We start from the raw sequence: 23,610 nt of genomic DNA, 5'->3' as shown, positions 1-23,610 counted from the left end.
ATTTGACCCATGTTCAAATATATCGGCGACATCGTTAAGGGCACCGGCACTCAGCTGCGCAGCCTGGTGATGGTGTTCTCCCACGGGTTCCGCAAGCGCGACACCCTGCAATACCCCGAAGAGCCCGTGTACCTGCCGCCACGCTATCGCGGCCGCATCGTCCTCACCCGCGACCCCGACGGCGAGGAGCGCTGCGTAGCGTGCAACCTTTGCGCGGTGGCCTGCCCGGTCGGCTGCATCTCGCTGCAGAAAGCCGAGACCGAGGACGGCCGTTGGTACCCGGAGTTCTTCCGCATCAACTTCTCGCGTTGCATCTTCTGCGGCCTGTGTGAAGAGGCGTGCCCGACCACCGCGATCCAGTTGACTCCGGATTTCGAAATGGCCGAGTTCAAGCGTCAGGACCTGGTGTACGAGAAAGAAGATCTGCTGATCTCCGGCCCCGGCAAGAACCCTGACTACAACTTCTACCGTGTTGCGGGTATGGCCATCGCTGGCAAGCCGAAAGGCTCTGCGCAGAACGAAGCCGAGCCGATCAACGTGAAGAGCTTGCTCCCATAAGGACAGAAAGATGGAATTCGCTTTCTACTTCGCATCCGGGATCGCCGTGGTCTCCACCCTTCGGGTGGTGACCGGCACAAACCCCGTGCACGCCCTGCTCTACCTGATCATTTCGCTGATCTCCGTGGCGATGATCTTCTTCTCCCTGGGTGCGCCGTTCGCCGGCGCCCTGGAAGTGATCGCCTACGCTGGCGCCATCATGGTGCTGTTCGTCTTCGTGGTGATGATGCTCAACCTGGGGCCGGCGTCGGTCGCCCAGGAGCGTGGCTGGCTCAAGCCGGGCATCTGGGCAGGGCCGGTGATCCTCGCCGCCCTGCTGCTGCTGGAGCTGCTGTACGTGCTGTTCGCCAATCCGAGCGGTGCTGCCATCAGCGGTACCACGGTTGACGCCAAGGCCGTCGGCATCAGCCTGTTCGGCCCCTACCTGCTGGTAGTCGAACTGGCCTCGATGCTGCTGCTGGCCGCGGCCGTCACCGCCTTCCACCTGGGCCGCAACGAGGCGAAGGAGTAAATCATGGGTGCTATCCCTCTCGAGCATGGTCTGGCGGTTGCCGGCATCCTGTTCTGCTTAGGTCTGGTCGGCCTGATGGTCCGCCGCAACATCCTCTTCGTGCTCATGAGCCTGGAAGTCATGATGAACGCCGCAGCCCTGGCGTTCATCGTCGCCGGTGCCCGTTGGGTCCAGCCCGACGGTCAGGTGATGTTCATTCTGGTGATCAGCCTGGCAGCCGCCGAGGCCAGCATTGGCCTGGCAATCCTGCTGCAGCTGTATCGCCGCTTCCACACTCTCGACATCGATGCTGCCAGTGAGATGCGCGGATGAACCTTCTCTTCCTGACTTTCGTCTTTCCCCTGATCGGCTTCCTGCTGCTGTCGTTCTCGCGCGGGCGGTTCTCGGAGAACCTGTCCGCCCTGATCGGCGTCGGTTCGGTCGGCCTCTCGGCCGCGACCGCCGCCTACGTGATCTGGCAGTTCAACGTCGCGCCGCCTGAGGGCGGTGCGTACAGCCAGCTGCTGTGGCAGTGGATGTCGGTGGACGGCTTCGCGCCGAACTTCACCCTGTACCTGGACGGCCTGTCGGTCACCATGCTCGGCGTGGTCACCGGCGTGGGCTTCCTGATCCACCTGTTCGCCTCCTGGTACATGCGTGGCGAAGCCGGTTACTCGCGCTTCTTCTCGTACACCAACCTGTTCATCGCCAGCATGCTGTTCCTGATCCTGGGCGATAACCTGCTGTTCATCTACTTCGGCTGGGAAGGTGTAGGCCTGTGCTCCTACCTGTTGATCGGTTTCTACTACAGCAACCGCAACAACGGTAACGCGGCACTGAAGGCCTTCATCGTCACCCGCATCGGCGACGTGTTCATGGCCATCGGCCTGTTCATCCTGTTCGCCCAACTGGGTACGCTGAACGTCCAGGAACTGCTGGTGCTGGCACCGCAGAAATTCCAGGCGGGCGACACCTGGATGGTCCTGGCCACCCTGATGCTGCTCGGTGGTGCGGTCGGTAAATCGGCCCAGCTGCCGCTGCAGACCTGGCTGGCCGACGCGATGGCTGGCCCGACCCCGGTTTCGGCACTGATCCACGCCGCGACCATGGTCACCGCAGGCGTCTACCTGATCGCCCGTACCCACGGCCTGTTCACCCTGGCGCCGGACATCCTGCACCTGGTTGGCGTAGTAGGTGGCATCACCCTGGTACTGGCCGGCTTCGCCGCGCTGGTGCAGACCGACATCAAGCGTATCCTCGCCTACTCCACCATGAGCCAGATCGGCTACATGTTCCTCGCCCTGGGCGTTGGCGCATGGGATGCGGCGATCTTCCACCTGATGACCCACGCCTTCTTCAAGGCCCTGCTGTTCCTTGCCTCCGGTGCGGTGATCGTTGCCTGCCACCACGAGCAGAACATCTTCAAGATGGGCGGCCTGTGGAAGAAGCTGCCACTGGCCTACGCCAGCTTCGTGGTCGGTGGTGCTGCCCTGGCCGCCCTGCCGATCCTGACCGTGGGCTTCTACTCCAAGGACGAGATCCTCTGGGAAGCCTTCGCCAGCGGCAACACCAACCTGCTGTACGCAGGCCTGGTCGGCGCGTTCATGACCTCGCTGTACACCTTCCGCCTGATCTTCATCGCCTTCCACGGCGAAGCGAAGACCGAAGCCCACGCTGGCCACGGCATCAGCCACTGGCTGCCGCTGGGCGTGCTGATCGTGCTGTCGACCTTCGTCGGCGCCTGGATCCACCCGCCGCTGGCAGGCGTGCTGCCTGAGAGCGCCGGTCATGCCGGTGGCGAAGCCAAGCACTCGCTGGAGATCGCCTCGGGCGCCATCGCCATCGCCGGTATCCTGCTGGCTGCGGTGCTGTTCCTGGGCAAACGTCGCCTGGTCACCGCGATCGCCAACAGCAGCATCGGTCGCGTCCTGTCGGCCTGGTGGTTCGCCGCCTGGGGCTTCGACTGGATCTACGACAAGCTGTTCGTCAAACCTTACCTGCTGATCAGCCACATCCTGCGCAAGGACCCGGTTGACCGCGGTATCGGCCTGATTCCTCGCATGGCTCGCGGCGGCCACGTCGCCATGAGCAAGACCGAGACCGGTCAGCTGCGCTGGTACACCGCCTCTATCGCCGTAGGTGCCGTGCTCGTGCTCGGCGCCGTGGTAGTGGCCGCGGTATGACCATGAATATTGCGAACCTCGCGAACCTTGCGACTCTGCGAAAGGAAACGAACCCGTCATGATTCTGCCTTGGCTGATCCTGATCCCCTTCATCGGCGGCTTCCTGTGCTGGCTGGGTGAGCGCTTCGGCGCCACCCTGCCGCGCTGGATCGCGCTGCTGACCATGTCCCTGCTGCTCGGTATCGGCCTGTGGCTGTGGGGCACCGGTGACTACACCCTCGCCCCCGCTCCGGGCGCCGAACCTGCCTGGGCTGTGGAATACAAAGTCCAGTGGATCCAGCGCTTCGGCATCAGCATCCACCTGGCCCTGGACGGCCTGTCGCTGCTGATGATCCTGCTCACCGGCCTGCTCGGTGTGCTGTCGGTGCTGTGCTCGTGGAAAGAGATCCAGCGCCACGTCGGCTTCTTCCACCTCAACCTGATGTGGATCCTCGGCGGCGTGGTCGGTGTGTTCCTGGCGCTGGACCTGTTCCTGTTCTTCTTCTTCTGGGAAATGATGCTGGTGCCGATGTACTTCCTCATCGCGCTCTGGGGTCACAGCTCGGCAGATGGCAAGAAGACCCGGATCTACGCGGCGACCAAGTTCTTCATCTTCACCCAGGCCAGCGGCCTGATCATGCTGGTGGCGATCCTTGGCCTGGTGCTGGTCAACTACAACGCCACCGGCGTGATCACCTTCAACTACAGCGACCTGCTCAAGGCACAGCTGCCGCCAGGTGTCGAATACCTGCTGATGCTGGGCTTCTTCATCGCCTTCGCGGTCAAGCTGCCAGTGGTTCCGTTCCACTCCTGGCTGCCTGACGCCCACGCCCAGGCGCCGACTGCAGGCTCCGTCGACCTCGCCGGCATCCTGCTGAAGACTGCCGCCTACGGCCTGCTGCGCTTCGCCCTGCCGCTGTTCCCGAACGCCTCGGCCGAGTTCGCGCCGATCGCCATGACCCTGGGCCTGATCGGTATCTTCTACGGTGCCTTCCTGGCCTTCGCCCAAACCGACATCAAGCGCCTGATCGCCTTCTCCAGCGTCTCGCACATGGGCTTCGTGCTGATCGGTATCTACTCCGGCAGCCAGCAAGCCCTGCAGGGTGCGGTGATCCAGATGCTGGCCCACGGCCTGTCGGCTGCGGCGCTGTTCATCCTGTCCGGCCAGCTGTACGAGCGCCTGCACACCCGTGACATGCGCCAGATGGGTGGCCTGTGGCACCGCATCGCGTATCTGCCAGCCATCAGCCTGTTCTTCGCCGCCGCGTCGCTGGGCCTTCCGGGCACCGGCAACTTCGTCGGCGAGTTCCTGATCCTGATCGGCAGCTTCGCCCACGTGCCATGGATCACCGTGATCGCCACCACCGGCCTCGTGTTCGGTTCGGTCTACTCGCTGATCATGATCCACCGCGCCTACTTCGGTCCGGCCAAAGCCGACACCGTGCTGGCCGGCATGGACGGACGCGAGCTGATCATGGTGCTGGGCCTGGCGGTGCTGCTGATCGTGCTGGGCGTCTACCCGCAGCCGTTCCTCGACACCTCTGCCGCCACCATGAGCGGTGTGCAGCAGTGGCTCGGTTCCGCTTTCACTCAACTCGCTTCGGCCCGGTAAGAGCGCTATGGAATTCACCACTCAACACTTCATCGCATTGGCGCCGATGCTGATCACCACCATCACCACGGTGGTGGTGATGCTGGCGATCGCCTGGAAGCGCAACCACTCGCAGACTTTCCTGCTGTCCACCGTGGGCCTGAACCTGGCCCTGCTGTCGATCCTGCCGGCACTGAAAGTCGCACCGCTGGCGGTCACCTCGCTGGTGACCATCGACAAGTTCGCCTGCCTGTACATGGCGATCATCCTGGTGGCCACCCTGGCCTGCGTTACCCTCGCCCACGCCTACCTGGGCGAAGGCTCCAAGGGCTTCCCGGGCAACCGTGAAGAACTCTACCTGCTGCTGCTGATGTCGGCGCTCGGTGGCCTGGTGCTGGTCAGCGCCAACCACCTGGCAGGCCTGTTCATCGGCCTGGAGCTGCTGTCGGTGCCGGTCTATGGCCTGGTAGCCTATGCGTTCTTCAACAAGCGCTCGCTGGAAGCCGGCATCAAGTACATGGTGCTCTCGGCTGCAGGTTCGGCCTTCCTGCTGTTCGGCATGGCCCTGCTCTACGCCGATGCCGGCGCCCTGACCTTCGACCAGCTGGGCAAGGCCCTGGCCGCCACCAGCATGCCAAGCCTGCTGGCCCAGCTGGGCCTGGGCATGATGCTGGTAGGCCTGGCCTTCAAGCTGTCGCTCGTGCCTTTCCACCTGTGGACGCCGGACGTGTACGAAGGTGCCCCGGCACCGGTCGCCGCCTTCCTGGCCACCGCCAGCAAGGTTGCGGTATTCGCCGTGGTCGTGCGCCTGTTCATGCTCTCCCCTGCCGCCAGCAGTGGCGTGCTGAGCACCGTACTGGCAGTGATCGCCGTCGCCTCGATCCTGGTCGGTAACCTGCTGGCGCTGACCCAGAGCAACCTCAAGCGTCTGCTGGGTTACTCGTCCATCGCCCACTTCGGTTACCTGGTCATCGCCCTGGTGGCGAGCAAGGGCCTGGCACTGGAGGCCATGGGCGTGTACCTGGTCACCTACGTGATCACCAGCCTGGGCGCCTTCGGCGTGATCACCCTGATGTCCTCGCCGTACGCCGGCCGTGACGCCGACGCGCTGTACGAGTACCGCGGCCTGTTCTGGCGCCGTCCGTACCTGACCGCGGTACTGACCGTGATGATGCTGTCGCTGGCCGGTATCCCGCTGACTGCAGGCTTCATCGGCAAGTTCTACATCATCGCCACCGGCGTCGAATCGCACCTGTGGTGGCTGGTCGGTGCTCTGGTGATCGGCAGCGCCATCGGCGTGTACTACTACCTGCGGGTCATGGTGACCCTGTACCTGGTAGAGCCGAACCTGCGTCGTCACGATGCGCCGCTGAAGTGGGAACAGCGTACCGGCGGCGTCATGCTGCTGGCCGTTGCGATCCTGGCCTTCGTGCTGGGTGTATACCCGCAGCCGTTGCTGGAACTCGTTCAGCAGGCTGGCCTGCACCTGGTGGGCTGATCCGTTCTGCGCTGTATCAAGACACCCCGCCTCGGCGGGGTGTCTTGTTTCTGGCACCGGTAAAACCGGCCACCGCCTTCAACCACAGCGAGCACGGTCCCGCGCCGGGCATTCAGCTCGGTGCAGATTCAATGCGGTATTGATAATGCCGATGTGACTGAACGCCTGGGGAAAATTCCCCAGCATTCGCTGCCCGAGCGGATCGTACTGCTCGGCCAGCAGGCCCACGTCGTTGCACAACCCGGTCAGGCGGTCATACAAGGCCTGCGCCTGGGCCTGACGCCCCAGCAGCACATACACGTCAGCCAACCAGAACGAACACACCAGGAAGGTCCCCTCCCCAGGCGCAAGGCCGTCGCTGCAACTGTCGCTGTCGTAGCGCAGCAACAACCCATTCTTCAGCAGACGATGCTCGATCTGTTCCAGCGTCCGCAAGAAACGCGGATCTTCCGCTGGCAGAAAACCGGTCAGGGCAATCTGCAGCAGGCTGGCATCAAGCTCGCTCGAACCATAGGCCTGCACGAAGTACTGCCCACCAGCGTCCAGCCCCAGCTCGCACACCTCTCGGTGAATCTGCTCGGCTACCTGACGATAATGCCTGCCCCGTTCGCGATCCTCCTCGGTGGTTTCAGCCAGACTCGCCGCACGGTCGAACGCAACCCAGGCCATCACCTTCGAATGCACGAACTGTTGGCGACCGCCACGCACCTCCCAGATTCCTTCGTCGGGCTCGCGCCAGATGCGCTCCACATACGGCATGATCAACCGGGCGATTGCGGCACTGCGAGGGTGGCGGGGCAGCCCGCCCTTGATCGCCTGGGCCATGGCATCGGCCACCTCACCATAGATATCCAGCTGGCGCTGCCCGGAGGCTGCGTTGCCGATGCGCACCGGGCTTGAGCGTTCATACCCGGCCAGCCAGGGCAAGGTGAACTCGGCCAGGTCGCGCTCGCCTGCCAGGCCATACATGATCTGCATCTGCTCCGGATTACCGGCCACCGAGCGCAGCAGCCATTCGCGCCAGGCCTGCGCTTCATCGAAGTACCCCAGGTTCATGAACGCCAGCAGGGTCATGGTGGCGTCCCGTAACCAGCAATAGCGATAGTCCCAGTTACGCTCGCCACCAATGCGCTCGGGCAGCGAGGTGGTGGCCGCAGCGACGATCCCGCCGGTGGGCGCATAGGTCAGCGCCTTGAGGGTCAACAGCGAGCGACGCACCAGAGCGCTGTGCGGCCCCATGTCAGGGCAGCGGGCAGCGAAGTCCTGCCAGAGCTCCAGGGTGCGTGCGAGCGCCTGATCAGCGTCGAAATCCGGCGTGTCGGGCAGGTGCGAGGGTTGATGACGCAAGGCGAACACCTGCCGCTCGCCCGCGCCCACATGAAAGCGGCAGACGCTGTGATGGTCCATTGCATGCAACCCGACCGTGCTACGCAGGATCAGCCGGTCGGGGCCGGCAACGGCACTGAGGGTCAGTGGATCGAGCCGCTCCACCCAGGGAACACTGCGGCCATAGTCGAAGCGCAGCACCAGATCGAGCTCGAATCGGGTCTGCCCCGAAAGACCTTCGACGATGCGTAGCACGGCGTTGTCTTCACCCAGGGGCATGCAGTCGAGTACCCGGGCACGGCCGCTGGCAGTGGTCCAGGTGGTTTCCAGTACCAGGGTATCGCCCAGGTACTGCCGGCTGCACTGCTCCACCGGGTCGCTGGGCGCCAGGCGCCAGCGACCATTTTCTTCATTGCCGAGCAAGGCGGCGAACACCGCCGGGGCGTCGAAACGGGGCAGGCACAGCCAGTCGATCGAACCATCGCGGCTGACCAGGGCTGCGCTACGGCAGTTGCCAAGCAGGGCATAGTCTTCGATGTGCGCGGGCATTGGAGCTCCTTGGATTGAGGCTTGGGTTCGCTCTGTTGCTTGTGACCACAACCGAGCACGCTTTGCGCCCCTCGCCCGAATCCTGCAGTACATCAACGACGTCGCCTCCCTGGCCTGCTACTGTTCTCCCCAGCCCCAACCCGTGAAGGATCACCCTGCCCCATGTCTTCCGACCTGCTCCTGGTCCTCGGCCTGCTGGCCATCGTCGTCACCCTGTTCATCCTCAACCGCCCCCGTATGGATGTGGTTGCCCTGTTGGTGATCCTGTTTCTGCCGCTGTCCGGCATCCTCACCGTCGAGCAGGCCCTGGCCGGCTTCAGTGATCCCAACGTGGTGCTGATCGCCGCGCTGTTCGTGATCGGCGAAGGCCTGGTGCGCACCGGCATCGCCTACCGCATCGGCGACTGGATGAGCGAACGCGCCGGAAACAGCGAGGCACGCTTGCTGGTGCTGTTGATGGTCGCAGTCGCCGGGCTTGGCTCGGTAATGAGTTCGACCGGGGTGGTGGCGATCTTCATCCCGGTGGTGCTGAGCATCGCTGCGCGTCAAAAGCGCTCGCCAAGCCGCCTGATGATGCCGCTGAGCTTCGCCGGCCTGATCAGCGGCATGCTCAGCCTGGTGGCGACGCCACCGAACGTGGTGGTGCACAGCGAGTTGGTACGCCATGGGCTGGAGGGCTTCAACTTCTTCAGTTTCACCCCGTTCGGCCTGGTCATCCTGGTGCTGGGCGTGGGCTACATGTTGCTGACCCGCCGCTGGCTCAACGGCGAGGTGCGCAAGGACGGCCGCAGCGAAAGCCGTCGCACCCTGCTCGACCTGGTGCTGGACTACAAACTCAGCGGCCGCGAGCGGCGGCTGCGCATTCGTCCACATTCGCCGCTGATCGGCCATACCCTTGGCGAACTCGAATTACGTACCCGCCATGGCGCCAATGTGGTCGGCATCGAGCGCCAGCACAAATTCACCACCCGGGTGATCGCCGCCGACTCCGGCACCTTGCTGCAACAGGGCGATGTGCTGCTGCTCGACCTCTTCGCCAATCGCGACGATCTGCGCAGCCTGTGCCAGACCATGCAACTGGAACCCCTGCACTTCAAGGCCGCCTACTTCATCGATCAATCGCAGGAAGTGGGCATGGCCGAGGTCTCGCTGCCGCCCGGTTCGCAACTGATTGGCAAGACTATCCTGGAGCTGGCCTTTCGCAGTCGCTACGGCCTCAATGTGGTCGGCTTGCGCCGCGAGCAGAACGCGGTCGATGAGCAACTGGTGGAAGAGAAACTGCGCCTGGGCGATACCCTGCTGGTCATCGGCCCCTGGAAGGCCGTGCGCCAGCTGCAAAGTCAGCCGCGCGACTTCCTGGTACTCAGCCTGCCAGCCGAAGTCGATCAGGTGGCGCCTGCGCGCGCCCGTGCTCCGCACGCCTTGCTGAGCCTGGCGGTGATGGTCGGACTGATGGTCAGCGGCCTGGTACCCAATGTCCTCGCTGCGCTGATCGGCTGCCTGTTGATGGGCGCCGGGCGCTGTATCGACATGAACAGCGCCTACCGCGCGATCCATTGGCAAAGCCTGGTACTGATCGTCGGCATGCTGCCCTTCGCCCTGGCCCTGCAGAAGACCGGCGGCATCGACCTGGCCGTCACCGGGCTGGTCGGCCTGCTCGGCGGCGCCGGCCCGCTGGCCATCCTGGCCTGCCTGTTCGCCCTCACCGCAGTGATCGGGCTGTTCATCTCCAATACGGCTACGGCAGTGCTCATGGCTCCGGTTGCAATCAGCACGGCGCAACAGCTGGGGATGTCACCGTACCCCTTCGCCATGACCGTGGCCCTGGCCGCCTCGGCAGCCTTCATGACGCCGGTGTCCTCGCCGGTCAATACCCTGGTGCTCGGCCCGGGCCAGTACCGCTTCGCCGACTTCGTCAAGATCGGTGTGCCCTTCACCCTGCTGGTGATGGGTGTGACCGTGGTGATGGTGCCCTGGTTCTTCGGGTTGCAGTGAGCCGGCTGAAAACCTGTACCAAACCTGAAATATCAGGGAGGATCGGCACAAACTAATATCCAATTGACATCAATTCGTTTCATGAACCACACTGCAAGCCATGTGTCCCAGGTGTTCGCTGTAGTCGTCCTGGATTACGTTCCCGCTTGTCGGTCGAGCCCATGGTGTTTTCAGCCCAGTCGCGCCTGCTGCCTCCGTTGATCCTGTTTGGCCTGACCTTCGCCCTGACGCTGGGCGGTATCCTGGCCAGGCCGATCGAATCCCTGTCGCTGTTCTGGCCGGTCAATGCGGTGTTGGCCGGGGTTCTGCTGCGCCATCCCCGCCAGGGCAGTATCCTGGGCGTGGCCCTGATGTACCTGGCGATGGTCAGTGCTGATCTGATCTGTGGCAGCGAGTGGCGCCCGGCCCTGTGGTTCAACCTGTGCAACGTCGGTGCGATCGTCACTCTCTGGCGTCTGCTGGCGCACTTGCCCCGCTCCCACCGGCGCCTGCGTACACCTCACGGCGTACTGCGCGTCTTCGCTGCCTGTGCCGCAGGGGCCGTGGTGGCTGCGAGCCTCGCCTGCGTGATGGCCGCGCCCTGGTTCGATCAGTCATTGCGCACCACCTGGCTGGCCTGGTTCAGCGAACAGTTCTCCACCAGCGTACTCGTGCTGCCGATCATGCTCACTGCGCCGTCGCTCCCGGCCCTGGTGCGCAGCGGAGGGCTGCCTGTGCGACTGGCACCCTTGCTGGTGCTGCTGGCGTCGCTGGTGCTCAGTATCGTTTTCGGCGGCCCTGGCGCAATCGCCTTCCCCATTTCTGCGCTGCTGTGGTGCGCCCTGAGTTACTCCCCCTTCATGCTTTCGTTGCTGACCCTGACAGCGGGTAGCACCCTCATCGTTGCCGTAGCCCAGAACCTGATGCATTTCAGCGTGCCGCAGAGCGAGCCTGGCGTCACTGCGCTGATGTCGGCTCGCCTGGGCATCGCCATGCTGGTGCTTGGGCCGCTGGTGGTGGCCTGCGTGAGTAACGCCAACCGCGCCCTGCTGTCGCGCCTGGCGCACCAGGCGACCATCGATCACCTGACCGGCGCCCTGACCCGCAGCGCCTTCACTCGCCAGGCCAACGCCCTGCTCGAAGGCCGGCAGCAGCATGCCCAGACGCTGCCGCTGACCTTGATGATGCTCGATATCGACTACTTCAAGGCCATCAATGATCGCCATGGCCACGCCGTCGGCGACTACGTCCTGCGCCAATGCGCCAGGGCACTGCAGGACCAACTGCACGATGGCGAACTGTTCGCACGCCTGGGTGGCGAGGAGTTCGTCATCGTCATTCCGGGGCTGGCTCCTGAACAGGCCGCGTTCACTGCCGAGCGTCTGCGCCGGGCCGTGCAGGACCTGCAGATGGTGCAAGGCGAGGTGCCACTGCGTATCACCGTGAGCATCGGTGTCAGTGGCTGCAACGATAGCCAACCGATAGCCGACCTTGATGCCTTGCTGGCCGACGCCGACCAGGCGCTGTATCGCGCCAAGGCCCATGGCCGCAATCGTGTCGAGCAGGCCCAGCGCCAGGTCGTCTGAGTCAGCCGATCAAGTCCCACGAAAGCTTGCCGATCAGCACGCACAGCAGCACCAGGAACAGCCCGCGCACGAACCCTGCCCCCTTGCGTACCGCCAACCAGGTACCCGTCAAAGCCCCCAGGATGTTGAACACCGCCATCGGCAATGCAATGGCCCACAGCACGTTACCCGAGGGCACGAAGAACACCAGCGCTGCAAGATTGGTGGCGATGTTCACAAGCTTGGCCGACGCCGAGGCGTGGAGAAAATCCAGGGCGAAAAAGCGGATGAACAGGAAGATCAGGAAGCTGCCCGTGCCAGGGCCGAACAGACCGTCATAGAAACCGATGGCACCGCCGATCAGTACCGCCAGGCACTGTTCCCTGCGGCCGATGCGCGTCGGTGTGTGCACGGCACCGAAGTCCTTCTTGCAGAACGTGTAGATCGCCATCAACACGATCAGCACCAGCACCGCTGGGCGCATCACACTGGGAGGGACCAACGACACGGTCGCAGCCCCGACGAACGACATCACGAAGGCACTGGCCATCGCCGGCACGATCAGCCCCCAGTCGAGGCTGACCTTGCGAATGAACGAGCGCGCAGCGAAAGCCGTGCCGCACACCGACGCGAACTTGTTGGTGCCCAGCAGCGCTGCCGGTTGAGCACCGGGCAACACATTGAACAATGCAGGAATCTGGATCAGCCCGCCGCCGCCGACCGCAGCATCGATCAATCCGGCAGCGAAGGCGAACAGGGACAACAGGACGATATCCGTCATTTGAAAGGTTCCAGGCAGGGAGAGCGTGCGCAAAGCCTAATCAAATGGCCGCACCTGTGTTGAAATGCCATATTGCACAAACCGCAATGAGGAACTCGCCATGGCACTGGACATGCTGCGCGAAATACAGGCCTTCGTCAGCGTCGCCCATAAGCGCAGCTTCGTTACCGCTGCCCGCGCGCTGGGGCGCTCACCCAGCGCCGTAACCCGTGCAGTGCAAGCACTGGAGGACAACGCTGGCACCCGCCTGCTCAATCGCAGTGCCAACGCCGTGACCCTGACCGAAGCCGGTGAGCACCTGCTGCCACATGCACAACGCTTGCTGGAGGTGCAACGTGATGCCGCCGATGAGTTGGCGGCGCTGAGCGGTTCGGCGCAAGGCTGGATCCGCTTCGCAGTGCCCGAACTGTTAGGCCAGAAAGTACTGCCAGCGGTACTCGCAGACTTTTCCCAGCGTCACCCCCAGGTAACCCTGGACGTACAGTTCGTCGACCAGGCCCTGGACCCGGTGCAAGGCAAGTTCGATTTCGTCGTGCGCGGCGCCTTTCCCCAGTCAAGCGAACTGATCGGCTATCCACTGTGGACCTACCGCCGCCACCTGTACGCCAGCCCGGCGTACCTGCAGCAACACGGTTTGCCACTGGAGCCAGAGGAGTTGAGCGGCCATGCGCTGATCCTGCACACCGCTCCACGCATCCTCAAGGCTTGGCACTTCTGCCGCGACGGCCAGATCACCAGCCTGCGACCACGTCCGCGCCTGCGCCTGTCCGCTGGCACTGCGGTGTATCAAAGCGCGCTGGCAGGCGCCGGCATCGCCCGCCTCGCCGACTGGCTGGGCGAACCACAAGTGCAGGCCGGGCGCTTGCTGCGGGTATGTCCGGCGTATCACCTGACCTCCAGCAGCGGCCAGGATCCACAGATGCATGCGCTCTATCCGCCAGGCGAACAACCGGCTCGGGTCCGTGAACTGCTGCAAGCGATGCGTCGTGCACGTCCCTGACCCCAAGATGGCGCTGTACAAATTCTGCTCAATTTAACAAAGGCCGCTTCACTCCTGGCTTGTAGCGTTTTATCCACAGACCTACCCACGTTTTTTGTGGACAGAATTCCGAGGCCAGATAACGACTTATCGCACACGCACCAGTGCAGCATTGGCCAGCTTGACCAATTCGATCCACTCGCCAACGTTGATCGCCCCGGCCTGCTCGAGTTGTTCGGCACAGACCAGTGCCTGCTCGTAATCCCGTTCGCTGGCGATACCTGTGCCAACGAACCGCTCCCGCCACTCCAGCATCGCTGCAGTGCCCTTCTTGCTTTCCATGTACGACTCCGAGACAGGTGGGCTGCCGTCAAGCCAAAACTCCAGACACCCCCACGCTCAGGGGCCGAAAACGGCCGCGGGAGATTACACGAGCGGTCATCAAACAAGAATAAATATCAACAAGAAGCCGACGGAAAGTCGATGAGAGGCGTAGCAGGAGGTAAAACGCATCGAGCCCGTCTCACGGGTAGACGGGCTCGGGAAAGTTGGACGGGCATTTCAGCCCGGCGGGATGGTACCCAGCAAGCCGATCAGGATCGTCAGCATCAGGAAACCACCCAGGAACAACGCAAGCTTGCCCATTGGAACCTCGACAAAGTAGGGACTGAACGGCAGAGCTGCCCGCCAGGGATACGGTGCAGCCGCGCTTGCCCAGCGCATACCGCTTCGTACGGCTGGGCTTGAGGGGCATTGTCAGGCCTTGGCTGATACGGTTACAGATTCAGGTTGCTGGAAAAAAAGCATATCAGATTGGTCGTTCAGTCCATCTGTCGCAACTTTTCCAACGGCAACCACCCCAGTTCACCGTTGCGCTGGTGCCGACACCAGAGCCAGCCGTTCAAACGCCGCAGCCCCACCATCACCTGTCCGGGATCAGCGTCCAGCTCATAGGCCGAGTACGACTCCAGTGCCCGCCCCTGGCCAACACCGAGCCGCTCGATCAGTTGCCCCGGTACCCAGCCTGGCTCTTGCCCCTCACAACTGCACAGGTACCAGTCCTGCCAGTCTTCCTCGCCCTCGTAACGCTGCCCGATCTGCAACAACGTCCCTCGGGCGAAGCTGATGGGTCGGGGGTATTCACTGCGATGGCTTTCGATCACCACGTATTTCATATGCCGCTCCCTGGCTATAGAAGAATCAGTCCTGGCAGTCGCTCAGAGGCTCATGACCATTTCATGCCAAGCCATGCCACCGTGATCGGAGCTGGAAGGTTTCACGTACTCGTATCCCATCTTTTCGTACAACCCTACATGCTGGTCTTTGCACATCAGGTGAATGGTCGCCTTGCCACGTTCACGCATCTGCGTGATGAAGCGCGTCATCAGTTGCCCGGCGAAACCGCGCCCCTGAAACGCCGGATCGACCACCACCGACATGATCACCACATTGGGCGCCTGGGCATCGTGCCCCACCAGTTCCTTGAACGCCTCATCGGACATCACCACCTCGTGGGCACAACCACTGTTGATGAAACCCACCACTTGACCGTCCTGTTCCAGCACCAGGAAACCCTCCGGGTACTGGGCGATGCGCGTGGCAATCTTCTCCCGCGTGGCCGCTTCGTCGCCCTCGTAGGCGGTGGTTTCGATGTGATAGCAGCGGTCCACATCCGAAGGCGTGGCGGGGCGGAAAACAGGCGTATTCATGGGGCAGGTCCGTGTCTCGATAAGCAGAGGACGACATCCTAACCGCAGCGGCTCAGCTTCGCACCGCGATCACACATCACACCCTGCTTAACCGAGCATTACCTGTGCCCCCCGCTTTTGTATGTTTACGTATCAAAACCCAGCGCAGATACGTAGGAAAACCACACCCAACGTCATCAGACACATCCTTGATACACCCCGACATTTTACTGGTTGCCACCCCCGCCCCACGGCCAAGCCAAGGAAATGTCCATGTCCAGCCCTCACCGTTTCAGATACCCCGCTCTGCTCGCCGCCGTACTGATGCCGCTGAGCCTCGTTGCCACAGGCGCAGCCTTCGCCGCCGACCCAATGCCTGCCGCCCCAAGCACGCAAACCGCTCACGACACCTTTGGCCCGCTCAAGCACATCAAGGCCGGCGTGCTGGATGTCGCCTACGTCGAACAGGGCCCCGCCGACGGTCCCGTAGTCATCCTGCTGCACGGCTGGCCCTATGACATCCACAGCTTCGAAAGCGTGACGCCCCTGCTCGCTGCCAAGGGTTATCGCGTCCTGGTGCCCTATGTTCGCGGCTACGGCGACACCCGCTTCCTCTCCGACAAGACACCTCGCAACGCTCAACCCTCGGCCCTGGCCAGCGATGTGATCGCCTTCATGGACGCCCTGCACGTGCAAAAGGCCGTGCTCGCCGGCTTCGACTGGGGTGCGCGCAGCGCCGACATCGTCTCGGCCCTGTGGCCCGAACGGGTCAAGGCACTGGTCTCGGTCAGCGGCTATCTCATCAGCAGCCAGGAGGCCGCCAAGGCCCCGCTGCCGCCCAGTGCCGAGCTGCAATGGTGGTACCAGTTCTACTTCGCCACCGAGCGCGGCCGTGCCGGGTATGAAAAGAATCGCCATGATTTCGCCAAGCTGATCTGGCAGCTCGCCTCGCCTAAGTGGGCATTCGACGATGCCACCTTCGATCGCAGTGCCAAGGCGCTGGACAACCCTGACCAGGTGGCGATCACAGTCAACAACTACCGCTGGCGCCTGGGCCTGGCGCAGGGCGAGACTCAATACGACCCGCTGGAAGCGAAACTGGCCAGGTTCCCCGCAATCACGGTACCGACCATCACCCTCGAAGGTGACGCCAACGGCGCACCGCATCCGCCGGCAGACGCCTATCGGCAACGTTTTACCGGGAAGTACGAGCATCGCCTGCTGACCGGCGGGATTGGCCATAACCCACCGCAGGAGGCACCTGCTGCCTTCGCACAGGCAGTGGTGGACGCCGACCACCTTTGACCGGCCCTGGCTCATCCACAAACAAAAGCCCTGGCGTGCCGGGGCTTTGTGCGCAGGACAACAGGTCATCAGGACAATAAAGGTCAACGGCCTGTTGCAGGTCGGAATCCCAGCAGTGCTTTGGCCTGGGCATTGGACGCCCCCCCGGATCGCCGCATGATAGAACAGCGCCTCCTGCCAAAACTGGCCAACGCCTGTCCTGGGGGCACCGAGTCTGGCGCCCGGCAATCAGCACCTTCATCGCGCCAACTCCCCGACGGCCTTGGGCGTGTTGCGGAAACTGATGGCCATACGGTTGTATGCGTTCATCAAGCTGATGGCGATCGTCAGGTCGATCAGCTCGCGCTCGGCAAACACCAGGCGGGCTGCCGCATAGGCGTCATCCGGCACACCGGTCTGCGCCACTCGCGTGACCTGCTCGGCCCAGGCAAGTGCCGCCCGCTCGCGCGCATCGAACAGATCGCCCGCTTCTGCCCAGGCCTGGACCAGAGCGATCTTCTCGATCTTCTGGCCTTTCTTGATCAGGTCGCGGGTATGCATGTCCAGGCAATAGGCGCAGTTGTTGATCTGCGAGACCCGCAGGTAGACCAGTTCTACCAGCGTTGCATCGAGGCCGCTCTGCATGACATAGGCGTAGACCCCTCCCAGGGCCTTTGCCCCACCGGGTGCCAGTTGGTTGTAATCGAGTCGGTTGGTCATCTTACTTCTCCCCGGCGTGTGCGACAGGTGTGGTGAGGGCTTTGTCATCGCTATCGACAATGAAGACCGCGAGCAACTTCGCAGGCGCTGTCTTGCTGGCGTTGCGGCTCACGGTATGACGCGCGCCGGGATTCTCGTACCAGCTTTCACCGGCCTTGAAGACCTGCTTGGGGCCATCATCGACCTGGGACTCGATGGCCCCCGATACGACATAGGCGTAGATGAATGCAGATTGGGCATGCACATGCGAAGGCGACTGTGCCCCCGGCGCATAGTCCACCTCGACCGCCACCAGCGATTTGCCTGGAATGTTGGGAATGGCATGTTCGAAGTTGGGCGTCACTACCTCGCCGACACCATGCGCCTGGGCCGTCAGCGAAGCGCCCAACAGGACGCCGGCAAAAAGGGTAGCCGTGAGCGAAAAACGCTTCATCAAGAGTTCCTCGTGGAATGAATGACAACGTCAGTCTCGGTGCTATCTGGTACATTAAAAAGCACCAAAAACACCTTTTTTATATGTACCAAGCGGCTACCTCGTCGCGTCCAGGCCTAAATACTCATGCCGCTCAACGTCAGCATCGACCGCGCTGCAAAAACACCCTTGACCGAGCAGATCCGCGCCAGCATCGGTGCCGCGATCGAATCCGGCGTACTCAAGCCTGGCGCACGCCTCCCCTCCTGGCTGGACCTCGCCGCCCAGTTGGGCGTATCGCGCGGCACCGTGCGCGCCGCCTACGAGATGCTCGTGGATGCCCAGCTCGTGGTCGCCTCACGGGCGGAAGGCACACGCGTCTGCGACCGGCCAGCACTCCCCGCGCGCGAAGAAACACCCCCGCGCGAAACTCCGTTCATGGAGTTGTACCGCGAGTTCACCGCAGGCCCCGCAATCTTCCAGCTCGGTGTTCCGGCCCATGAAAGCTCGCCAGCGAGGCTGTTCAGCCAAATCCGCTCACATGCCATGCGCTCGGAGATGCGCGGCTCGATCCAGTACCCCGACCCGCGGGGCGAACTGGAACTGCGTCGGGTGGTGGCCGCCTATGTGGCCATCGCCCGAGGCATCGAGTGCCTGCCCTCACAGGTGATCATCACCAGTGGTTTTGCCGGCGGGCTCGGCCTGCTTCTGCAGACGCTGGGCATCGGCGGCCGCAAGGCCTGGATCGAAGACCCCGGCTTTCCGTTCTCCCGAAAAGGCCTGGAGCTCGCCGGGCTGGTGCCGGTTCCCGTCCCGGTGGACGCATCGGGGATGGACGTCGAACAAGGCCGACGCCTGGCGCCGGATGCCGCCGTCGCCCTGGTCACCCCCGGACAGCACGCTCCACTGGGCGTCACGATGTCCCTGCCCAGACGCCTGAACCTGCTCGACTGGGCCGCGCAGAACAACGCCTGGATCATCGAAGACGACTACCTCAGCGAGCTGCAACTGGAGTCCAGGGCAGCACCCGCCCTCGCCTCCCTGGACCGCAATGGCCGTGTGGTGCACATCGGCTCCTTCAGCAAGACCATCAGCCCCGCGCTGCGCCTGGGCTTCCTCATCGCCCCACCGGCACTGGCCCCCAGGCTCGGCGAAGTCGCCGCCTGCCTGAGCCCCGCGCCAGGTCCCGCCGTGCAACTGGCCACCGCGGAATTCATGCAGCAGGGGCATTACCTGCGCCATCTTCGCCGGGCGAAACGCCTATACCGCAGCCAGCGTGACGAACTGCTCAGCGCCTTGAAAGAAAGGCCACTGGGCGCCGACATTTGCACCGCCGGGCTGGCGGTACTGCTGCGACTGCCGGCTGAGACGCCGGATGTGAGTATTGTCAGAGAAGCGTCGATGTTCGGCATGTCGCCTGGGGCATTGTCGCCGTGGTATCTGGACCAGGCGCGGGCCAGCAGCGGGATTCTGCTTGGTATTGCGACCAGCTCGGGGCGAGAGCTGGAGCGGTGCTGTGATCGGCTGGATGAGATTGTTGGGCGGTTTGTGGAGGGGTGATGGGGGGTGGGCTATTGACCCTGGCCCTGGCCATCAGCCGTCTACACTGGCAAGATCAACTGCAGCGTTCACGAAGGGCCTTGGCGTTGTCACACGGCCACTTCAAGGAGAAGTCATGACCCTACGCAGCTTGGCAAAAAATCTTCCACCCGATCCTCACAACGAGGGCTGGGTGCTTGGCTGGGGAGTGCTGAGGGATCGACATCCCTGGCACTTTGTCGACGTCTTCGCCGACAGAAATACCGCCAGGATGGAGGCGCAACGTCGGGGAGATGGCTACGTCGTGGAGTATGGAGCGCACCGTCTAGGATCGGATGACTTCATATGTGGTGTGAGCTTGCCTGAAGGGTAGAAATGCACTGACTGACCGCGAGGCTCCGGCGCAGCGGCTCTCGCGTAGCCACTCCAAGCTTCGCCACGTGTATAAATTTACTGATCAGCCGCAGCTTCGGACATCCATCGATCTGGAACATGCAACTGCTGCTGGGGCAAACCAAAGAACAGATAACGTGCTGGGGGCGCCACCTAGCGGGCTCTTGGTGAAACCTGCCGAACAAGTAACGTGTCGGAAGCGCGTCGGAAAGTTTTTTCTACCCCAGAAACGCAAAAAGCCCTGAATAATCAGGGCTTTGAATATAGCGGAAGTGTAGTCATTAGAAGTGTATTTCCACTCCCGACCACCGGCATCCAAAACCCGACACCCGGCCGCTTTATAGCAGCCTATTCGGGGTAGTTTGAATATTGCCACAGTCTTCTAGATTCCGCCCAGTTCCGCCTGTTTCCAGGCTGCGAGTGGGGGACCAACTGGGGGACCGGAGTTAGTAGACCGCTACAGATCACCTATAGGGAACCATGCGCAAACTCAGCGACGCCTACATACGCACTGCGACTGAACCTTGCAAATACACAGGGAGTGAAGCGCCCGACCTGTACAAAAAAAAGCCATCGACGTCTCGCCTCTCACATCTGCAATCCTCAAACCCCACTCCCCCGCAACAAGGTATGTGGCGCCACCCCAAATGCCTTCCGGAACGCATGACTGAAATGTGAAAAATCGGAGAAGCCAAACTCCAGCGCCGCCTGGGAAACACTCCTTACCTGGCCACACTCAATCGCCGTCCGGCTAGCGTTCAGCCGCTCCTTCCAGATCTCGGCGACCGGTGACTTCTGGTGCCGGGCAAACGCCCGTGTCACCGTCCGTGTCGACACGTGATGCGCCACAGCAATCGACTCAAGCGACAGTTCAGGCTCCGTCAAATGTCGCTGAATGTAATTCATGATCCGCCCATAAAGATCAAGCTCTTGATGAATAGTCTTCAGGTCCTGTAGCTCCAGGCTAAGCACCAGTAGATCAGTGATGGTGTTGCAATAGCGCCGGGAGATCCCTTCATCCTGTAACAGCGCTACTGAACTGACCGCCTGGCCGATCATCTGCCGCAGCGGGATAACGCCGGGGCGGGCTTCGTCCAGCACCAACGCGGTAAAGTCGCCAATGCGGGGCAGGCGTTGGGCAAGCAGTGAGCGGGGGATGCGGATCAGATGGTTTTCGGTACCACCGAGGCTGAAGCGGAACGGTTGGGTTGCGTCGTAAAGAAACAAATTGCCAGCGCTGAGGCCAGCTTTGCGGGTGTCTTGTTCAATTTCGCCGTGGCCGTTGAGGGTGAAACCGAGCCATATATCGTCGGCCGGGTCGCTGCGCAAATGCTTCTCGGAGCGCACCCAGTGGTGCAGCGGCGACGACAGGGTGGTGATGTCCAGAGGGCCAATTCCGTTGACCTGTAGCACACCTTCGAAATCGCTCTGCGACGAGGGTTTACTGTCTGCCGACAGGCAATGGCGGCAGACCACTTCTCGCCAGTAATCAAAGCGGCGAGCGGGCGAAACGGCAAGGGTGGAATAATGGTTGGTCTCAGCCATGATGGCGCTCACCTTGATGCAACAACGGGGGAAAACGGTGATTGTTACCGTGGGTGATACAGGCAATAAATACGCCAGCGGCTGGCGTTGGCGCGAAAGTGTCTACCGCGGGATTGCGCAAACGTATGGCTGTCGACAGCATCAACTCCCCTCCCCATTTCAGGGCAAAAGTCCGGTTTTGCGTAGTGCGCCGCACCCTCTTGGTTCGTGCTCCGACGGGTGTTTTGGCGCTGTCTTTTCCAACCAAACGGTTGTCCTTGCGAACAAAGCGGGGCTGGTCAGTCGTGCCTAACTTTGACCTTACGGCAACTCAGCAACCCATGCCGATGAGGTGAGCCCATGCAATTCAAACAACAGCAAGTGGCCGATGAGTTCAGGTGGCTGCACATGCGTGACCTGGCGCCCGAGGAGTTCTTGTCGTGGCTGCTCGAATGGGGGGCCTGTGCAGTGCGGGCCCGGCTGGCGAATGCCTGCTTTGAAACTGAGCGTGTGCCTGAACCTAGAACAACAAGGAGCCTGTGATGGAGTCTGCAATCGACAAACACCTCAAGTGCCCGCGCACGTTATCGCGCCGGGTGCCTGATGACTACCAGCCGCCCTTTCCGATGTGGGTGGGCCGTGCTGATGAGCAGTTGACTCAGGTGGTGATGGCTTACCTGGGCGTGCAATACAAAGGTGACGGCCAGCGCGAGCAAGCCTTGCAGGCGATGCGTGACATCGTTGCCAGCTTCAGCCTGGCCGACGGCCCGCTGACTCACGACCTGACCCACCACACCGACAACAGCGGCTACGACAACCTGATGATCGTCGGCTACTGGAAGGACGCCGGCGCCTATTGCCGCTGGGTGCGCTCGGCCGGGGTGGAGGGCTGGTGGAGTTCGCCGCAGCGTTTGAATGATGGGCTGGGTTATTACCGCGAGATCTCTGCACCGCGGGCGGAGCAGTTCGAGACGTTGTATGCGTTTCAAAGCGACTTGCCGGGCGTTGGCGCGGTCATGGACAAGACCAGTGGCGAGATCGAAGAGCACGGTTACTGGGGCTCGATGCGCGACCGTTTTCCGGTGTCGCAAACCGACTGGATGAGCCCTGACGGCGAACTGCGGGTGGTGTCTGGCGACCCGGCCAAGGGCGGCCGGGTGGTGGTGGTTGGCCACGACAATATCGCCTTGATTCGTTCGGGCCAGGATTGGGCCGCGGCGGAGGCGGCGGAGCGTTCGTTGTACCTGGATGAGATCTTGCCGACCTTGCAGGACGGCATGGACTTCTTGCGCGACAACGGCCAGCCGTTGGGCTGTTACAGCAATCGCTTCGTGCGCAATATCGATGCCGACGGCAACTTTCTCGACATGAGTTATAACATCGGCCACTGGCGCTCGGTGGAAAAACTCGAACGCTGGGCGGAATCACACCCGACTCATTTGCGCATCTTCGTCACGTTCTTCCGAGTGGCGGCGGGGCTGCAGAAGTTACGCCTGTACCACGAGGTGTCGGTGTCCGATGCAAGCAGCCAGGTGTTCGAGTACATCAACTGCCACCCGCACACGGGCATGTTGCGTGACGCGCAAGTAAGCACCAACTAACAAAAGACTCCACGTTTAGCCCTGCACCTGCCGTTACTACGGCAGCGGGGCTCTTTTTGCCCGCGTTTGGGCTCACGATAAGGACTTGGTCCATGAAACAGCTCCGTTACCTGATGCTCGCAGCGGCCGCGCCGTGCCTGTCTGTGCAGGCAGTTGAAGTTTCGCCGGGGGATTACGAAGTGCTGCCGGCGGATAAAACCATCGGAGTGGTGTATTACCAGCACTCCACTACCGACAGTGCCTACGCCCAGGGCCACAAGGCCAGTTCGGACTTCAACCTGACCTCCGACGTTGGCATCCTGCGTTTGCTCCACGTTTATAAACTGACCGACCGGCTGACCATCGAGCCGCAGTTTTTACTGCCGTTCGGCCACGTTTCCAGCGGCGGTGACGCCTCGGCGCTGGGCAGCACCAGCGGTATCGGCGACCTCATCCTGACCGCGCCGCTCAAGTACCGCTTGAATGAGGCCAACGACACCGTTGGCGCCACAGTTTATTTGATCGCCCCGACCGGTAACTACGACCGCAAAGACGCGCTCAACCTGGGCGAAAACCGCTGGAAGGTCGACTTGCAGGCAGCGTACATCAAGCACTTCGACGAGAAGTGGGCGGTCGACGTGGTCGGTGATGCGATCTGGTACGGCGACAACGACGACTTCGGTGCCAACTCGGTTCGCCGTGAACAGGACATGTCCTACGCAGCGCAGTTGATGGGGCGCTACATCATCGACCCGGGCACGTCCCTTGCCCTTGGTTTTGGCCACACCTGGGGTGGTGAAAACAAAATTGATGGCATTTCCCAGGATGACCGCGGCGAGACCACCAACTTCCGCGTCACCGCCACCAAGTTCTTTACCGCTCAGGACCAGCTGCAGATGCAACTGGGGCGTGACCTCGCGGTAGAAAATGGACCGAAAGAGAACTTCCGTCTGAACCTCAGGTATGTCCGGGTCTTTTAACCGCCTACATAACCTCG

At 62.4% G+C, this 23,610-nt stretch carries 24 protein-coding genes; 15 read left to right on the top strand and 9 right to left on the bottom strand.

Going from position 1 to position 23,610, the window contains the following annotated elements; all coding sequences use genetic code 11:
- Positions 1-9 precede the first annotated feature (9 nt).
- The 6 genes from nuoI to nuoN are packed head-to-tail and all read left to right on the top strand — an operon-like array spanning position 10 to position 6,299.
- Positions 10-558, top strand: coding sequence for an NADH-quinone oxidoreductase subunit NuoI (gene nuoI / locus AB688_RS12115; RefSeq protein ID WP_011534620.1), 549 nt, complete (start codon positions 10-12; stop codon positions 556-558).
- A gap of 10 nt (positions 559-568) precedes the next feature.
- Positions 569-1,069 (top strand): NADH-quinone oxidoreductase subunit J, encoded by a 501-nt coding sequence (gene nuoJ / locus AB688_RS12110; protein WP_054892700.1) that lies wholly within the window; start codon positions 569-571, stop codon positions 1,067-1,069.
- 3 nt (positions 1,070-1,072) lie between these two features.
- Positions 1,073-1,381, top strand: a complete 309-nt coding sequence (gene nuoK / locus AB688_RS12105) for an NADH-quinone oxidoreductase subunit NuoK (protein ID WP_023631349.1) — start codon at positions 1,073-1,075, stop codon at positions 1,379-1,381.
- Entirely contained in the window at positions 1,378-3,231 is a 1,854-nt protein-coding gene (nuoL, locus tag AB688_RS12100; RefSeq protein WP_054892699.1) for an NADH-quinone oxidoreductase subunit L, read from the top strand. Before nuoK ends, nuoL begins: the two co-directional genes overlap by 4 nt.
- Positions 3,232-3,289: 58 nt before the next feature.
- The gene (gene nuoM / locus AB688_RS12095) at positions 3,290-4,822 is read left to right on the top strand and encodes an NADH-quinone oxidoreductase subunit M (protein ID WP_054892698.1); all 1,533 of its coding nucleotides are present in this window, start codon (positions 3,290-3,292) and stop codon (positions 4,820-4,822) included.
- Between the two features lie 7 nt (positions 4,823-4,829).
- On the top strand, positions 4,830-6,299 hold the full coding sequence (gene nuoN, locus AB688_RS12090) for an NADH-quinone oxidoreductase subunit NuoN (protein ID WP_054892697.1): 1,470 nt from the start codon (positions 4,830-4,832) through the stop codon (positions 6,297-6,299).
- Between the two features lie 78 nt (positions 6,300-6,377).
- On the opposite strand, the gene AB688_RS12085 is transcribed toward nuoN, so the two are convergent.
- Positions 6,378-8,174, bottom strand: coding sequence for a glycoside hydrolase family 15 protein (locus AB688_RS12085; RefSeq protein WP_063544318.1), 1,797 nt, complete (start codon positions 8,172-8,174; stop codon positions 6,378-6,380).
- 162 nt (positions 8,175-8,336) lie between these two features.
- Here AB688_RS12085 and AB688_RS12080 point away from each other — a divergent pair, with 162 nt between their 5' ends.
- Complete coding sequence (locus AB688_RS12080) at positions 8,337-10,169, top strand: SLC13 family permease (protein ID WP_054892695.1); 1,833 nt, start codon at positions 8,337-8,339, stop codon at positions 10,167-10,169.
- Between the two features lie 146 nt (positions 10,170-10,315).
- Complete coding sequence (locus AB688_RS12075) at positions 10,316-11,734, top strand: GGDEF domain-containing protein (RefSeq protein WP_063544316.1); 1,419 nt, start codon at positions 10,316-10,318, stop codon at positions 11,732-11,734.
- A 1-nt stretch (position 11,735) separates the two neighbouring features.
- On the opposite strand, the gene AB688_RS12070 is transcribed toward AB688_RS12075, so the two are convergent.
- Positions 11,736-12,494 (bottom strand): sulfite exporter TauE/SafE family protein, encoded by a 759-nt coding sequence (locus tag AB688_RS12070; RefSeq protein ID WP_054892693.1) that lies wholly within the window; start codon positions 12,492-12,494, stop codon positions 11,736-11,738.
- 100 nt (positions 12,495-12,594) lie between these two features.
- On the opposite strand from AB688_RS12070, the gene AB688_RS12065 reads away from it, so the two are divergent.
- Entirely contained in the window at positions 12,595-13,494 is a 900-nt protein-coding gene (locus tag AB688_RS12065) for a LysR family transcriptional regulator (RefSeq protein ID WP_063544314.1), read from the top strand.
- Between the two features lie 126 nt (positions 13,495-13,620).
- Here the strand turns inward: AB688_RS12065 and AB688_RS12060 are convergent, their stop codons facing one another.
- From AB688_RS12060 to AB688_RS12050, 4 genes are all read right to left on the bottom strand, one after another.
- Complete coding sequence (locus AB688_RS12060; RefSeq protein WP_063544312.1) at positions 13,621-13,815, bottom strand: hypothetical protein; 195 nt, start codon at positions 13,813-13,815, stop codon at positions 13,621-13,623.
- A 219-nt stretch (positions 13,816-14,034) separates the two neighbouring features.
- Positions 14,035-14,196, bottom strand: a complete 162-nt coding sequence (locus tag AB688_RS26790) for a hypothetical protein (RefSeq protein ID WP_155738203.1) — start codon at positions 14,194-14,196, stop codon at positions 14,035-14,037.
- A 98-nt stretch (positions 14,197-14,294) separates the two neighbouring features.
- Complete coding sequence (locus AB688_RS12055; protein ID WP_063544309.1) at positions 14,295-14,648, bottom strand: SH3 domain-containing protein; 354 nt, start codon at positions 14,646-14,648, stop codon at positions 14,295-14,297.
- Positions 14,649-14,690: 42 nt separating this feature from the next.
- Positions 14,691-15,182 carry a GNAT family N-acetyltransferase gene (locus AB688_RS12050; protein WP_063544307.1) on the bottom strand — a complete coding sequence of 164 codons (492 nt, stop codon included), beginning with the start codon at positions 15,180-15,182 and terminating at the stop codon, positions 14,691-14,693.
- A gap of 252 nt (positions 15,183-15,434) precedes the next feature.
- Between AB688_RS12050 and AB688_RS12045 the strand changes: the two genes are divergently transcribed.
- Positions 15,435-16,466, top strand: a complete 1,032-nt coding sequence (locus AB688_RS12045) for an alpha/beta fold hydrolase (RefSeq protein ID WP_419555263.1) — start codon at positions 15,435-15,437, stop codon at positions 16,464-16,466.
- Positions 16,467-16,703: 237 nt separating this feature from the next.
- Here the strand turns inward: AB688_RS12045 and AB688_RS12040 are convergent, their stop codons facing one another.
- Both AB688_RS12040 and AB688_RS12035 read right to left on the bottom strand, forming a co-directional pair.
- Positions 16,704-17,165 carry a carboxymuconolactone decarboxylase family protein gene (locus AB688_RS12040; protein ID WP_063544303.1) on the bottom strand — a complete coding sequence of 154 codons (462 nt, stop codon included), beginning with the start codon at positions 17,163-17,165 and terminating at the stop codon, positions 16,704-16,706.
- Between the two features lies 1 nt (position 17,166).
- On the bottom strand, positions 17,167-17,598 hold the full coding sequence (locus AB688_RS12035) for a cupin domain-containing protein (protein WP_063544301.1): 432 nt from the start codon (positions 17,596-17,598) through the stop codon (positions 17,167-17,169).
- A 126-nt stretch (positions 17,599-17,724) separates the two neighbouring features.
- Here AB688_RS12035 and AB688_RS12030 point away from each other — a divergent pair, with 126 nt between their 5' ends.
- Positions 17,725-19,137: a PLP-dependent aminotransferase family protein gene (locus tag AB688_RS12030; RefSeq protein ID WP_063544299.1), complete on the top strand. Its 1,413-nt coding sequence runs from the start codon at positions 17,725-17,727 to the stop codon at positions 19,135-19,137.
- A 115-nt stretch (positions 19,138-19,252) separates the two neighbouring features.
- Positions 19,253-19,489: a hypothetical protein gene (locus AB688_RS27155; RefSeq protein WP_081255224.1), complete on the top strand. Its 237-nt coding sequence runs from the start codon at positions 19,253-19,255 to the stop codon at positions 19,487-19,489.
- Positions 19,490-20,112: 623 nt separating this feature from the next.
- Here AB688_RS27155 and AB688_RS12025 read toward each other — a convergent pair.
- Entirely contained in the window at positions 20,113-21,054 is a 942-nt protein-coding gene (locus AB688_RS12025; RefSeq protein ID WP_063544297.1) for a helix-turn-helix domain-containing protein, read from the bottom strand.
- A 339-nt stretch (positions 21,055-21,393) separates the two neighbouring features.
- Here AB688_RS12025 and AB688_RS12020 point away from each other — a divergent pair, with 339 nt between their 5' ends.
- From AB688_RS12020 to AB688_RS12010, 3 genes are all read left to right on the top strand, one after another.
- A complete protein-coding gene (locus AB688_RS12020) occupies positions 21,394-21,576 on the top strand; it encodes a hypothetical protein (protein WP_063544295.1) in 183 nt (60 codons plus the stop codon).
- On the top strand, positions 21,576-22,634 hold the full coding sequence (locus AB688_RS12015; RefSeq protein WP_063544293.1) for a phenylacetaldoxime dehydratase family protein: 1,059 nt from the start codon (positions 21,576-21,578) through the stop codon (positions 22,632-22,634). Before AB688_RS12020 ends, AB688_RS12015 begins: the two co-directional genes overlap by 1 nt.
- 92 nt (positions 22,635-22,726) lie before the next feature.
- Complete coding sequence (locus tag AB688_RS12010; RefSeq protein WP_063544291.1) at positions 22,727-23,593, top strand: transporter; 867 nt, start codon at positions 22,727-22,729, stop codon at positions 23,591-23,593.
- Positions 23,594-23,610: the final 17 nt, after the last annotated feature.

The sequence above is a fragment of the Pseudomonas putida genome (assembly GCF_001636055.1).
In the GTDB taxonomy this organism is placed as follows: Bacteria; Pseudomonadota; Gammaproteobacteria; order Pseudomonadales; family Pseudomonadaceae; genus Aquipseudomonas; species Aquipseudomonas machongensis.
This window is presented reverse-complemented; position numbering and strand designations above follow the sequence as displayed.

Excerpts from the sequence above, each read along its gene's own strand:
- AB688_RS12050 (WP_063544307.1), bottom strand. The coding sequence starts at position 15,182 with ATGAATACGCCTGTTTTCCGCCCCGCCACGCCTTCGGATGTGGACCGC.
- AB688_RS12065 (WP_063544314.1), top strand. The coding sequence starts at position 12,595 with ATGGCACTGGACATGCTGCGCGAAATACAGGCCTTCGTCAGCGTCGCC.
- AB688_RS12045 (WP_419555263.1), top strand. The coding sequence starts at position 15,435 with ATGTCCAGCCCTCACCGTTTCAGATACCCCGCTCTGCTCGCCGCCGTA.
- AB688_RS12055 (WP_063544309.1), bottom strand. The coding sequence starts at position 14,648 with ATGAAATACGTGGTGATCGAAAGCCATCGCAGTGAATACCCCCGACCC.
- AB688_RS12025 (WP_063544297.1), bottom strand. The coding sequence starts at position 21,054 with ATGGCTGAGACCAACCATTATTCCACCCTTGCCGTTTCGCCCGCTCGC.
- AB688_RS12020 (WP_063544295.1), top strand. The coding sequence starts at position 21,394 with ATGCAATTCAAACAACAGCAAGTGGCCGATGAGTTCAGGTGGCTGCAC.
- nuoM (WP_054892698.1), top strand. The coding sequence starts at position 3,290 with ATGATTCTGCCTTGGCTGATCCTGATCCCCTTCATCGGCGGCTTCCTG.
- nuoN (WP_054892697.1), top strand. The coding sequence starts at position 4,830 with ATGGAATTCACCACTCAACACTTCATCGCATTGGCGCCGATGCTGATC.
- AB688_RS26790 (WP_155738203.1), bottom strand. The coding sequence starts at position 14,196 with ATGCGCTGGGCAAGCGCGGCTGCACCGTATCCCTGGCGGGCAGCTCTG.
- AB688_RS12040 (WP_063544303.1), bottom strand. The coding sequence starts at position 17,165 with ATGACCAACCGACTCGATTACAACCAACTGGCACCCGGTGGGGCAAAG.
- AB688_RS27155 (WP_081255224.1), top strand. The coding sequence starts at position 19,253 with ATGACCCTACGCAGCTTGGCAAAAAATCTTCCACCCGATCCTCACAAC.
- AB688_RS12080 (WP_054892695.1), top strand. The coding sequence starts at position 8,337 with ATGTCTTCCGACCTGCTCCTGGTCCTCGGCCTGCTGGCCATCGTCGTC.
- nuoI (WP_011534620.1), top strand. The coding sequence starts at position 10 with ATGTTCAAATATATCGGCGACATCGTTAAGGGCACCGGCACTCAGCTG.
- AB688_RS12030 (WP_063544299.1), top strand. The coding sequence starts at position 17,725 with ATGCCGCTCAACGTCAGCATCGACCGCGCTGCAAAAACACCCTTGACC.
- nuoK (WP_023631349.1), top strand. The coding sequence starts at position 1,073 with ATGGGTGCTATCCCTCTCGAGCATGGTCTGGCGGTTGCCGGCATCCTG.
- AB688_RS12085 (WP_063544318.1), bottom strand. The coding sequence starts at position 8,174 with ATGCCCGCGCACATCGAAGACTATGCCCTGCTTGGCAACTGCCGTAGC.
- AB688_RS12070 (WP_054892693.1), bottom strand. The coding sequence starts at position 12,494 with ATGACGGATATCGTCCTGTTGTCCCTGTTCGCCTTCGCTGCCGGATTG.
- nuoJ (WP_054892700.1), top strand. The coding sequence starts at position 569 with ATGGAATTCGCTTTCTACTTCGCATCCGGGATCGCCGTGGTCTCCACC.
- AB688_RS12060 (WP_063544312.1), bottom strand. The coding sequence starts at position 13,815 with ATGGAAAGCAAGAAGGGCACTGCAGCGATGCTGGAGTGGCGGGAGCGG.
- nuoL (WP_054892699.1), top strand. The coding sequence starts at position 1,378 with ATGAACCTTCTCTTCCTGACTTTCGTCTTTCCCCTGATCGGCTTCCTG.
- AB688_RS12010 (WP_063544291.1), top strand. The coding sequence starts at position 22,727 with ATGAAACAGCTCCGTTACCTGATGCTCGCAGCGGCCGCGCCGTGCCTG.
- AB688_RS12015 (WP_063544293.1), top strand. The coding sequence starts at position 21,576 with ATGGAGTCTGCAATCGACAAACACCTCAAGTGCCCGCGCACGTTATCG.
- AB688_RS12035 (WP_063544301.1), bottom strand. The coding sequence starts at position 17,598 with ATGAAGCGTTTTTCGCTCACGGCTACCCTTTTTGCCGGCGTCCTGTTG.